Annotated in this window: 9 protein-coding genes; 7 read left to right on the plus strand and 2 right to left on the minus strand. The window is 45.0% G+C overall.

Going from position 1 to position 12434, the window contains the following annotated elements:
- The first annotated feature begins 30 nt into the window (after positions 1-30).
- The 3 genes from LEP1GSC047_RS11685 (at position 31) to pepN (ending at position 4478) form a co-directional block, all read left to right on the plus strand.
- Positions 31-612, plus strand: coding sequence for an NUDIX hydrolase (locus tag LEP1GSC047_RS11685; protein WP_010413602.1), 582 nt, complete (start codon positions 31-33; stop codon positions 610-612).
- A 13-nt stretch (positions 613-625) separates the two neighbouring features.
- Positions 626-1885 carry an MFS transporter gene (locus LEP1GSC047_RS11690; protein ID WP_010413600.1) on the plus strand — a complete coding sequence of 420 codons (1260 nt, stop codon included), beginning with the start codon at positions 626-628 and terminating at the stop codon, positions 1883-1885.
- A gap of 64 nt (positions 1886-1949) precedes the next feature.
- On the plus strand, positions 1950-4478 hold the full coding sequence (gene pepN, locus LEP1GSC047_RS11695; RefSeq protein WP_010413598.1) for an aminopeptidase N: 2529 nt from the start codon (positions 1950-1952) through the stop codon (positions 4476-4478).
- Positions 4479-4617: 139 nt separating this feature from the next.
- Here the strand turns inward: pepN and LEP1GSC047_RS11700 are convergent, their stop codons facing one another.
- Positions 4618-5763 (minus strand): alkane 1-monooxygenase, encoded by a 1146-nt coding sequence (locus tag LEP1GSC047_RS11700; protein WP_010413595.1) that lies wholly within the window; start codon positions 5761-5763, stop codon positions 4618-4620.
- A 945-nt stretch (positions 5764-6708) separates the two neighbouring features.
- On the opposite strand from LEP1GSC047_RS11700, the gene LEP1GSC047_RS11710 reads away from it, so the two are divergent.
- The 4 genes from LEP1GSC047_RS11710 to LEP1GSC047_RS11725 all read left to right on the plus strand — a co-directional run bounded on the left by LEP1GSC047_RS11710 (position 6709) and on the right by LEP1GSC047_RS11725 (position 11564).
- Positions 6709-8397, plus strand: a complete 1689-nt coding sequence (locus LEP1GSC047_RS11710) for a putative bifunctional diguanylate cyclase/phosphodiesterase (protein WP_010413322.1) — start codon at positions 6709-6711, stop codon at positions 8395-8397.
- 194 nt (positions 8398-8591) lie between these two features.
- Positions 8592-10112: an FAD-dependent monooxygenase gene (locus LEP1GSC047_RS11715; RefSeq protein ID WP_010413319.1), complete on the plus strand. Its 1521-nt coding sequence runs from the start codon at positions 8592-8594 to the stop codon at positions 10110-10112.
- Positions 10102-10695: a TetR/AcrR family transcriptional regulator gene (locus LEP1GSC047_RS11720; protein ID WP_010413317.1), complete on the plus strand. Its 594-nt coding sequence runs from the start codon at positions 10102-10104 to the stop codon at positions 10693-10695. The genes LEP1GSC047_RS11715 and LEP1GSC047_RS11720 overlap by 11 nt, the downstream gene beginning before the upstream one ends.
- Complete coding sequence (locus LEP1GSC047_RS11725; RefSeq protein WP_010413315.1) at positions 10692-11564, plus strand: c-type cytochrome; 873 nt, start codon at positions 10692-10694, stop codon at positions 11562-11564. The genes LEP1GSC047_RS11720 and LEP1GSC047_RS11725 overlap by 4 nt, the downstream gene beginning before the upstream one ends.
- Before the next feature lie 596 nt (positions 11565-12160).
- On the opposite strand, the gene LEP1GSC047_RS22145 is transcribed toward LEP1GSC047_RS11725, so the two are convergent.
- The gene (locus LEP1GSC047_RS22145) at positions 12161-12322 is read right to left on the minus strand and encodes a DUF302 domain-containing protein (RefSeq protein ID WP_010413313.1); all 162 of its coding nucleotides are present in this window, start codon (positions 12320-12322) and stop codon (positions 12161-12163) included.
- Positions 12323-12434: the final 112 nt, after the last annotated feature.

Consider the following 12434-nt stretch of genomic DNA (forward strand, 5'->3'; position numbering starts at 1 on the left):
TGTGAATATCTTGGAAGAAACGCCGATCCGATGCACGAATTCCGACCTGACGACTACCACCCCGATGCAAACCTCTGGAAACGAGGAGCCAAAAAACTTCTGTTTCATACACCCATCTTCGATTTAGTCGCCTGTCATACGGAATCGCCGGACGGAACTGTCGCTCGGGATTTCTTCCATCTGATCTCGAAGGATTGGGTAAACATCATCGCACTGACCCCAGAGGGAAAAATTCTTTTGATCAATCAGTACAGGCACGGTTTAGATCGATATTCCCTGGAAATTCCGGGCGGAATCGCGGAGAAGGAGAGTCTACTCGAATCCGCACAGGCAGAGTTGCGGGAAGAAACCGGATATATCTCCTCGGACTGGGAGTATTTGGGAAAGGTCTCCGGAAACCCGGCCATTTTCGATAACTGGTGCCACACGTATATCGCGAGGAACGTATACCCTCACGAGGGCGGGCAGGACCTGGATGAGAGCGAACAGATAGAATTCTTCGAATATCCTTTGGATGGAGTTCCTTCGCTCGTGGAACAAAACATACTTCACCATGGCATGATGGTCGCGGCGCTCGGAATGTTTTTCCTCAAATACCCTTTAAAAAAATAAAACGGACCGCTTCATGAAAAAAAAATTCTTTTCCAGAACTCCCTTCGAGTCCCTCCTAATTCCGGAATTTCGAAACTTCATCCTCGCAAAATTTCTAATCACCACATCCTTTATTCTTCAATCCACGATCGTATTTTGGCAGATCTACAAGATCACGGGTGACGCGTTAAGTCTAGGCCTGATCGGATTGACGGAAGCGATTCCCTCCATCTTCATCGCTTTCTTTTCCGGACTTGTGGTCGATAGCGTTCCCCGCAAAAAAGTGATCGTTTCCTCCCTGGCCTTATTGACTTTATGCTCCATCCTCCTCTATTCATTCACGACTTCGTATTTTTCCTGGATCATTCTGAGCTACGGAAGCGTTCCGATTTATTCGGTAATTTTTCTATCCGGAATCGCGAGAGGATTTTTAAGCCCGAGCGTAGCTGCTTTCCAAACTCAACTCGTACCCAAGGAAGTGTTTCCTAACGCGGCAACTTGGGGAGGTATCGCTTGGCAGGCTTCCTCCGTACTCGGTCCTTTCTTAGGAGGATTACTGATCGGATTCAGTGGAATCGAATTGGCATACTTTACGGATATGAGTTTGATGATTCTTGCCTTCGGTCTTTTACTCTTCATTCCGTCCAAGCCTCTGCCTGAAAGCGGGCCCAAGGAATCCATCCTAGTTAGTTTAGCTTCCGGATGGAAATTCGTATTCGGACATCAGGTTATCTTAGGCGCAATCTCTTTGGATTTATTCGCGGTTCTTTTCGGAGGTGCTGTCGCATTGCTGCCTGCGTTTGCGGAAAAGATTCTTTCGCTAGGCCCGGAAGGATACGGGATATTAAGAATGTCTCCCGCAGCCGGAGCGGTTTTATGCGCGTTATTCATAGCGGCCAAGCCGCCTAAAAAAGATTCAGGCAAGCTGTTGCTCGCCTGCGTATTCGGATTCGGCCTTAGCATGATTCTTTTCGCTTTTTCTCGCAACTTCTACCTGTCCGCATTCGCTTTGATAGCGAGCGGTGCCTTCGATATGGTCAGCGTCGTTATCCGACAAACGATCGTGCAATTATATACCCCTGAACATATGCGAGGTCGGGTTTCCGCAGTAAATAGTATCTTTATCGGCTCCTCGAATGAAATAGGCGCTTTCGAATCCGGAGTAATGGCAAAGTGGATGGGGTTAGCGCCTTCGGTCGTCTTCGGAGGATTGATGACTCTAGTCACCGTGGGCTTTGTCGCAACCGTTGCCCCTCGCCTTAGAAAGTTGGACTTAAAAGACGTAACGGGTTAAATCAACCTTCATAAACCCCAAGAATCCTTACTTAAACCGAATGATCGAGGTCTAATTTCATCGAATGGATAATATCTTAACTCAACAAGAAGCGCTCTTAAGATCCAACCAAATCTCGGATGTATCTTATTCCCTTAAACTTGAATTGGAAGCGGGTTCTCAGGAATATTCCGGAGATTCGACTCTAGGATTCGTTTATTCCGGAGGAAAGAAAGGACAGCTCAAAGTGGACTTCGTTTCCAAAAAGATAGAAATTCTTTGGTTGAACGGAAAAGAAGAAACCAATTACGAGAAAAAAGAATCCAGTCTTCAAATTCCGGCCGAGCTACTCCTAACGGGAAAGAACGAGCTGAGAATCAAATATAGAAATTCGTTCGATCATACGGGTTCGGGTTTCCATAAATTCAAAGACCCGGCGGATTCCGCCGAATATATGCATACGGACTTTGAACCGTTCGAAGCGCATCGAATGTTTCCTTCCTTCGATCAACCCGATCTAAAAGCGGTTTACGATCTGGAAGTAACCGGTCCGATTCAATGGACCTATATTCATAATACTCTTCCTATTTCGGAAGAGTTATTGCCGAACGATAGAAAGAGGATTCGGTTTAACAGGACTAAAAAGTTTTCCACGTATCTATTCGCGTTGATCGTAGGTCCTTATGCGGCCTGGGAAGATACCGCGGGAAATATTCCCTTGCGATTGTTTTGCCGAAAATCTTTGGCAAAATTTATGGACGCCCCGAATATTTTCGCGATTACGAAGGAAGCGTTCGGCTTTTTACAGGATTACTTCGGGATTCCGTATCCGTACGGAAAATACGATCAAATCTTTGTTCCGGAATTCAATATGGGCGCGATGGAAAACGTGGGTGCGGTCACGTTTTCGGAGAGTTACATATTTAGAGGGCCTAGAATATATTCCGAATATCTAAATCGTGCTAATACGATTTATCACGAAATGGTCCATATGTGGTTCGGGAATCTTGTGACGATGAAATGGTGGAACGATCTCTGGCTGAACGAAAGTTTTGCCGATTATCTTTCCTATTACTCGATGTCCAAGGGAAAATTATTTTCCGACGCATTGGAACACTTCTACGTTCGGGAGGAATGGGCGTACAGGGAGGATCAACTTTCAACGACCCATCCGATCGCAGGGAAGGCGGAAAATACACTGGAAGCGATCAGTAATTTTGACGGAATTTCTTATTCCAAAGGGGCCTCCGTTTTAAGACAGTTGATGTACTACGTAGGTGAGGAAAAATTTCGAAATGCGATGAGGCTGTATTTCAAGCGTCATGCCGAGAAAAATACCGTACTCGAAGACTTTTTAGCAAGCATGTCGGAGACGAGCGGGATTGACGTTCGAGGCTGGAGCCGAGAATGGTTGGAAACCACCGGAGTCAATACGTTAAGTCCCGCACGCAAAAACGAAAAATCATTTCTACTGCAAAGACCGTCGGACGGAAATCATCTTTATAGGACCCACGCTTTGCAAGCGACCTTGTACAGGGAGACCGACGGTAAGTTCGTCCAAATCGAAAGGAAGAGAGTGCTGATCAAAGGAGAAGAGACTCTTCTAGAGGAAAGCCTGCAGCCGAGGGCAACCGATCTTTTGCTCTTGAATACCGAAGACTACGCATACGCAAAAACATACCTTCCCGCCGAATCGATTTCGCTTATAAAAAAACGCTTGGATACCCTTTCGGATCGCTTCTCTCGACGAATCGTTTGGGGAAGTCTATGGCAAATGGTGCGAGATGCGGAACTTTCTCCACGAGACTTCCTGGATCTGGTCTTCGACCAAGGCTTGAAGGAACCGGATTTATCCGTTAGAAACAGCCACATACTGACCAAGGCCTTGACTACGATCTCCAATTACCTATCCCAAGACGAGCGGGAAGCTTGGTCGGAAAAACTGAACGGAATCGCAAAGACCCAACTCGCAAAGAAGACGAACGGAGAACAGGAACAGATACTCTGGTTCCGAATTTTGGAAAGTACGTCCCGTACCCGAAACCAACTAGCATACTTAAAACTTCTATTGCAAGGCCAGGAATCGATTTTCGGATTACCGATCGACCAAGAACGAAGATGGGGGATTCTCTCCCGGCTGAGCGCCTTTGGAGATTCCGAGGCGTTAAATTTAGTATCGCAGGAAGAGCAAAAGGACGACTCCGACCTGGGAGCCAAGAAAGCCTTTCTGGCTCGGATTTCCTTTCCGGATTCGAAAATTAAGAAAGAAGCGTGGGATCGATTTAAAACACCGAAAGAAGAAGATTCCTCCGACTTTCTGCGCTTCGGCATGCGAGGATTTCAGTGGGATCATCAGAAGGAAATATTAATCCCGTTCGTGGACGAATACTTCGATTCGGTGGTCCCGATTTATGAAAAAAGGGACCCGCATTTTTCGGGAGCCTTCGGCCATATGCTATTTCCATCCTTCGAGCCCGATCGCGAACTTCTTCAGAAAACCCAGGATTTTCTTAAGAATCACCCGAATCTTCCCAAGCTATTGCGGAAAGATCTACAACAGCAACGGGATGATTTGATCCGAACCTTAAGGATTTTGGAAAAATATAAGAAATGAATCGGAAAGGGCCTGCGTTGTGGGCCCTTTGCTTCGGAGAGTCAAGAGCGGTAATCGATACGGTTAAAGCGAAGAACACTCGACTATAAGTAATTTCTTTTAGTGAAGCGTTCCTCGCTTTCTTTTGCGGAAACTAGTTTTAAACTACCGCGACCTTCCCTTTTTGCATAGCGTCGCTATCCTTTCTTCGTTTATCACCATCGGCGGAACCGTAGTATTTTTGTTTCCAATTCTCCAATCTCCAATCCATCATCCTGTACCATAAACTCGGAACTAAGGCGATCAGAATCATGACCGTATAACCGTACGGAAGTTGGGGACTTTCTTCAAAATGTCTAAGACTTTGGTAACGACGACCCGCGTTTGCATGGTGATCCGAGTGTCTTTGAAGATGGAATAAAAAGGCGTTCGATACCGCGAAGTTTTGATTCCAGGAATGAATCGGAAGAACCTTTTCGAATTTACCTGGAGATACTTCCAAGCGTTTCAAACCGTAATGCTCTATGTAATTCACGAGTTCCAAAAGCGAAAAAGCGATCCAGCTTTGAACTAAGAAAAAGACCGGGACCTCCCATTTTAGATTTCCGGTGATGGCATAAAATACTCCGAGCACGATTCCGATAAACGACACCGGGATTATTATGGAAGTAATCATCTCGTTTTCCAGAGTCCAAACCGATCGTCCTTTCTTTTCCAACCGTTTCTTTTCAAGGTGCCAAGCGTCCGTTAGACTTCCTTTCAACGTCCTCGGATAGAAGGAATAGAAAGATTCCCCTTTTTTACTGGTAGCAGGATCTCCATCGGTCGATACGTTGATATGATGTCCTCTATTATGCTCGATAAAGAAATGCATGTAGCAGACGGTCATCAGAATGAATTTAGAATACCACTGTTCTATTTTGGTATTTCTATGTCCTAACTCGTGAGCCACCGTTATTCCGATTCCGCCGGTATTGATTCCGATCGCCAAAACAAAACCGACCGACTCCAACCAAGTCAACGTATGAGTTTGGACTTCCCACAGCGACCATAGCACTAAAGCGAACAGAATCCAGGCCCACACATACGTCAAAAATCGAAAATAAAATTCCTGCTGCAATCCGGCGACATCCGCCTCATCCGGGTTAGATGGATCCGAACCCACCAGAACATCCAAGATCGGCAAAATACCGAAAACGACTGCGAACGTGAGGAAGTTAAATCCCCCTCCTAAATAATAACCCGCTACTGCCAATACAGGTACGACGAATGCGACCAGGAATGCTAATCTCTTCCAGTTGCTCATTGCTCTCTCCCCCTTTTTCCGTGATTCGAAACAAATTCCGCCTGCCTGAGCTTCCTTTTTATTTTATTTCGAACGATTGATATATATATATGTATATATTAAAGCGGGAAAGAGTTCAAGAAAAAAATCTAAGATTGTCCCAATTTTTCATTTTTTTCTAACGATTGTTAGTAATACTCTCGTTCCAGGACCGAATTTTAAAAAAACTCAGCTATAGTGACAGGTATCTGAGAGTGAAAGACAAAGTATTGATAAGCAGGGTTCCGTGCAGAGGACGGAACATTGGTAAGCAGAAATTCCATGCTCTAAAGAAAAATTCCTGTGTTACACAGGGAGTCTTTCCACTACTTCTGTAACTTTTCCAACCTCGAGCAGCTTCTGTCTAGCGTGAGCAAAGCGAGCGCATCTGTCTTTCAGAGGACTGAAGACAGAAGACTGAGGACAGAACATTGATAAGCGGAGTTTCCATGCTCTATGGAAAGATTCCTGAGTTATAGTGGATTTTTCCTCTACTCCGGTAACTTTTCCAACATCTAGCAGCTTCTGTCTAGCGTGAGCGAAGCGAGCGCATCTGTCTTTCAGAGGACTGAAGACAGAAGACTGAGGACAGAACATTGATAAGCGGAGTTTCCATGCTCTATGGAAAGATTCCTGAGTTATAGTGGATTTTTCCTCTACTCCGGTAACTTTTCCAACATCTAGCAGCTTCTGTCTAGCGTGAGCGAAGCGAGCGCATCTGTCCTCTGTCTTCAGTCCTCTGTCTATCCTAGAACGTTTAGATTACGCCTAAAGCGGTATGGGCCAAAGATTTTTTATCTTGTGAAAGTACCCTAGGTAGAAACGATGACCGGAAGGTCTATCACAGACTTTCCGAAACGAAAAGAAACGCAAGATCCAAAGCCAAGCTAAAAATCGAAAATAGGTTTCTGGTTATTCGAGGTCTTCGTGGATCACAGAGATTTTAATCTTTATTCATCATTAAATAAAATTCCTTTTTTAAAATCCTATAGTCGTAAGATCATGACGGTCGCCTTGTTAGGCGCGTTAATTCCTCTCGGCTCCCTTCTTTTCTTTATCGGCATTTTTGCAAGGATCGATTCCGAAATCGCGACTCCTATCGTTTCCCTCGCACTGCTTTCGACATCGATCGGCGCGTTCATAACAATATTCGGATTACATAAACTTTTAGCGCCCGTCGTTTATACCTCAAAATCCCTGCATAGATATAAATCGGAAAAGATTCTCCCCGATTTACCGACGGAATTTCGAGACGAAGTCGGAATTCTAATGAGAGATACCGCGAGTACGGTTAAGAAATTAGACGAACTCGTACATTATTTGGTGAATTACGACGGATTGACCGGTCTTCCCAATAGGACCCATTTCCTAGAAAGATTTTCCATCGCTCTTAGGGAACTTTCCGAAAAGGATAGTTCCCTAAGCATCCCGATTCTTTCTTTAGAAGTTACCCGAATCAAAGAGATACGATTGAATTACGGTTTGCATATGGGAGATTTGTATCTGCGCGGATTAGCTCAAAAGCTGGAAGTCCTACTGGGACAAGAAACGGTTTTGGCTCGCACCGGCGACGGGGAATTTTCTTTCTTTCCCGTTCTACCGGACTCGAAAGTTTTATCCGATGCCGAAAAATGGGCTAAGAAAATTCAAGACGCGGCTTCCTCTTCGATCCAAGTCGTCAGCCAAAATATCTCATCCGAAATCAAAGCCGGAATCGCAGTCTATCCTTTCGATGGAAAATCTGCCGATCAACTCCTATTAAAATCGGAAACCGCATTAAACCAAGCCAAGCAATCCGGCTTCTCAAAAGTGCAGTCCTATTCATCCGAATGGAAAATTCGTATGAAAGAGAAATACTTAATGGAAAAGGACCTGGCACAATCCATAGCCAAGGAGGAATTGTTTCTAAATTATCAACCGCGTATCGATTTACAAACGGGTAAAACCGTATCTGCGGAAGCTTTGATTCGCTGGCAACATCCGGACCTCGGAATCGTTTCACCGACCGTTTTTATTCCGATAGCCGAGGAATCGGGTTTTATTATGGAGATCGGCGAATTTGTCCTGGAAAAGGCGTTGGAGGATTTGGCACAATGGAAAAAAGCGAACCTTTCTCCGATTCGTATTTCGATTAATCTTTCCGCAAAGCAGTTGGAAGATTCTCAGATTCCCAAAAAAATTCTACGTTCCATCGAAAAGTACGCGATCGAAGTCGGAGATATCGAATTAGAGATTACCGAATCTAGTTTGATAACAAACATGACCTCCGCATTAGAAATTCTAGCCGAATTACACTCCTGGGGAATCGCCCTCTCTCTCGACGATTTCGGAACCGGTTATTCGAATCTCGCGTATTTAAGCAGGCTTCCGTTGCGTACCTTAAAAATAGACCAATCCTTCGTGCGTAGAATCTTAGTCGATTCCAATTCCCTTGCAATTTCCCGAACCATTGTCGCATTGGGTAAAAGTTTGGGACTCAGAATTACCGCCGAAGGAATCGAAACCGAGAACCAGCTCAGAAAAATCCGCGATCTGGGCTGCGATGAAGTACAGGGCTTTTATTTTAGCCGACCCATTTCGTTTCAAGATCTCATCGAATTCACTCATAGAAAATAAAGAACACCCGGCCTTTCCCTAGAAAACATTCGAATTACGTTTCGGAATCCTTCGAATTTCGGGCGGCCAGATTCAAACAACGAAGCGAATGAAAAAATCCGTTCCTAAAAATTTCCGAGCCTCCGTTGGTTCGGTCGGAGAAATCGCTTCAGGTAAACTAATTGACGATTTTTTAGTTTACTTATTCTTATGGCGTGGAAGAAATCACCGACGTATTAATTAGCGGTTCCGGACCGGCCGGTTTAATGGCCGCTTGCCAATTAGCCGATCAGGGAATTTCTTTTCGAATCATCGATAAAGGAAAAGCATTTTCAAACCTCTCCCGTGCATTAGCGGTTCAAGCCAGAACGCTCGAAATTTTTCAGCAAATGGGAATCGCTGACAAAGCTATCCGCCAAGGGGAAAAGGTTCGTGGAATTCTGCTTTTAACGAAAAACGGTTTAGCAAAGGGTGAATTGGGGCTTGTCGGAAATTCTATCACCCCGTTTCCGTTTATTCTGATTCTTCCTCAGGACAGAACCGAACGGCTATTAGCAAAAAGATTAAACGAACTTGGCTCGAACATCGAATGGGAGAGCGAGCTTTTATCCATTAAACAGAATTCAGAGAATATCACCGCCCTCGTTCGGACTTCGAACGGAGATCGTGAAATCAAAGCTAAATATTTGATCGGGGCCGACGGTGCTCATAGTGCTACGAGGCATGCTTTAGGAATCGATTTCGTAGGAGACGCTTACGAACATACGTTTTACTTAGCGGATCTTTCCGTCTCTTGGGATCTGCCCAGAGGTTATGCGGTCGTAAGTCCGGGTGCAACCGACTTTAACGGATTTTTTCCGATGCCTGGGGAATCCCATTATCGGATATTAGGAATCATTCCCGAGGAACTTCGGGATTCGATGGTGGATTTGAAACTAGTTCAAACGATTCTTAAGGAGAAAGTGCCTATTTCGCTCCAGGTTTCGGACCCGCGTTGGCTTTCCCAATATAAACTTCACCATCGATGCGCGAAATATCTTAGGAAGGGCCGCGGATTCTTATGCGGGGACGCCGGACATATCCATAGCCCGGCAGGTGGACAGGGAATGAATACCGGCTTGCAAGACGCTCATAATCTGGCCTGGAAACTCTCATTCGTGCTGAAATATAAAGTCTCCGAAAAAATTCTGGATTCGTACGAGCGAGAAAGACTACCCTTTGCTCGGCGTCTAGTCAAGGGAACGGATGCGATCTTTTCGACGGCTACAGGGAAATCTATATTCGCCAGATTTTTTCGAACTCGACTTTTACCGAGACTGATGCCGATTCTTTTTTCTTTCCAAAAAATCAGATTATTGATCTTTCAAAGTATTTCTCAAACTCAAATCTCATATAAAGAAAGTTATCTCTCTCGGATCGTTTTATCTCCGCTTTCCGGAAAGCGATTACCGCATGCGAACTTAACGTCCGGCAATTCGATTTTGAATGAGATGGATTCCAAAACGTTTCATCTGATATTTCTAATGCAGAATTCGCCAGAATTCGATTTTTCATCCGGAGAGATTCCCTTGAAAGTTCATCATTTCATTCCCGAAATCGAACGGGATTTATGCGAAGCAACGGGAATGAAGAGCGGAATGATATTAGTTCGCCCCGATCAATATGTTTCCTTTTCATCCGAAACTATTTCGATCGATTTGCTAAATCGATATTTCTCCGCTTTATATGAATCATAAGATTGTGGAAAGCAGCTTGGCCTTGTTCTTAGCCCGAGGGTTCCATAAGGTGAATACCGACGAAATCGCTCAGGCTGCCGGCATCAGTAAACGAACATTGTATCGCTACTTCCCTTCTAAGGACGAATTAGTGACCGCGACGCTCGAACATTTTAAAATGCAAGTTCGCACAAAATTCGTGCTCGTCCTATCCCAGAAGGAACTCCCTCCCCTCCACCGATTTCGGCAAATTCTCACGCAGGTCGCCCAGGAACTTTCTAAAGTTTCCCGTAGCTTGATGGTCGATCTCCAGAGAGAAAGGCCGGATATATTCGCGCAGATGGTAGAGTTTCGAACGGCGAATATCAGAAGTCTAATCGGTTTGTTAAAGGAAGCCCGGGAAAAGAAAGAAATTAATCCCGATATAGACGTACCGTTCGCGATCGATATGCTACTTGCTTCGATTAACACTTTGTTAATACCGGAATATCTCGTTTCGCATAATTATTCCTTCGAGTTCGGGTTAGAGAAAATTACTCAGATATTTCTAGACGGAATCAAAATCGGAGAAAATAAACATCCTTCTAAAAGGAGAAAAATATGAGGAAAATCGGAAAATCAATCGGCTTAATCCTGGCCGGACTATTGTCGATCTTACTAGTCGCATTCGGAATCGTATATGCAATCAGCTCCGGCCGAATGCAAAAAAGATATTCCCAAGCTACGGGTTCCGAACAACTATCCCTTCCCATCGATCCGGCAAGCATTGAAGAAGGTAAACGACTCTATATTTCCCGAGGTTGCGTGGATTGCCATGGAGATAATCTGGCAGGTAAAATTTTCGTGGACGATCCGGCGATCGGACGATTCGCGGGATCCAATTTGACTCTGGACATGAACGCATTCGGATTCGCTCGCGCGATTCGAAGAGGAATCGGAGCGGATGGTCGATCCTTGATCTTCATGCCTGCCACTGATTATCGAGGATTAAGCGACGAAGATACTGCGCGCATCATTTCATTTATCAAAAGTAGACCGAAGGTGGATCAACCTTCCATAGAGCAAAGCGTTGGACCGATCGGAAGACTTCTTTTCGTCCTCGGAAAACTTCCTTTGTTGGTGAGCGCCGAACAGATCTCCGACCAAAGCGCACCTCCCAAGCGGATCCAGCCGGCAATGACGATAGAATTCGGACGTTATATCTCGGATTCATGCACAGGTTGCCACGGATCGGAACTTTTGGGAGGCCCGATCCCAGGCGCCCCGCCCGAATGGCCGCCGGCTCAGAATATTACCGGCCAAGCATTAAGTAAATGGAATGAACAGCAATTTATTTCGGCGATCAGAACGGGCAAAAGACCGGACGGTTCTATCATGAAAGCTCCGATGCCTTGGGAGAACTTTGCGCATATGAGCGATATCGAGCTGAAAGCGCTCTGGCTATACTTAAAAACGACTCCGAAAAAAGAGTAAAACCGCGGCACTCTCGGTTTCGAATGAAAGGTATTTTATCTTATCCTAAAGTATCTAAAAAAGGGGCGGCTCCCCTGCGGGGTCGGGCTGCTCCGGGTTCGCGGAGCCCCGCTCATCCGAACGAATATCGTATATTATAAAACGCTCAAACTTCCCGCGTTCGGACTTACGCCCTGCACATCCCTGCCGCTGGCAGAAGACCGAGTCCGACTAAGCAAATTCCACAATCCGAACGCACAACCCTTACGGGAACTCCTGCATAGAGTACGGAGAGCGGAGCACCGATTTGTGCAGGGACTTATTCTTGGCATTCATTCATTTTACGACCGCAGGCGCGGGAATCTATTGAAAAAGCAAGCGCCGTTCTATCATCTAATTAAGCTCGTCTGCCGTTAGAAATGATTCTTGTATTTTTTGGGAGCAACTTTTTTGATTTGAACCATTGGAGTTCAGATATATCTAAATGTCCTAATTTAAATTTCATCTATATTATATTTAGGGATTTACGTACGAGCAATCTTTAGGGTAAGCTCATCCCTTAAAATTATAGAAATCCCGCTTTAAGCCTCTTAACGGAGGAAACGAAAAAAGACCGTTTACTTTGAGGAATCGATCATTCTTATCAAATCCGTTGCGATTTCCGCAAGACGCGGCCAACTTGACAAAAATCCCAAAAGAGCGGTGGGCTTGATCATTCCGATCCTCGTTTTTCCTTTTTCGGAATAAACCGAAACCCTGCAAGGAAGCAGCATATTCATCTCCATATCCTCGCTTAATACTTCATTCGACTTGTGAGTATTGAAAATTTAAAATATTCTACATTCATAATGTTGCTATGCTCCATTTTTTTCATAGCTTCCCGTAGATCAT

The sequence above is a fragment of the Leptospira inadai serovar Lyme str. 10 genome (genome assembly GCF_000243675.2).
GTDB classification, from domain to species: domain Bacteria; phylum Spirochaetota; class Leptospiria; order Leptospirales; family Leptospiraceae; genus Leptospira_B; species Leptospira_B inadai.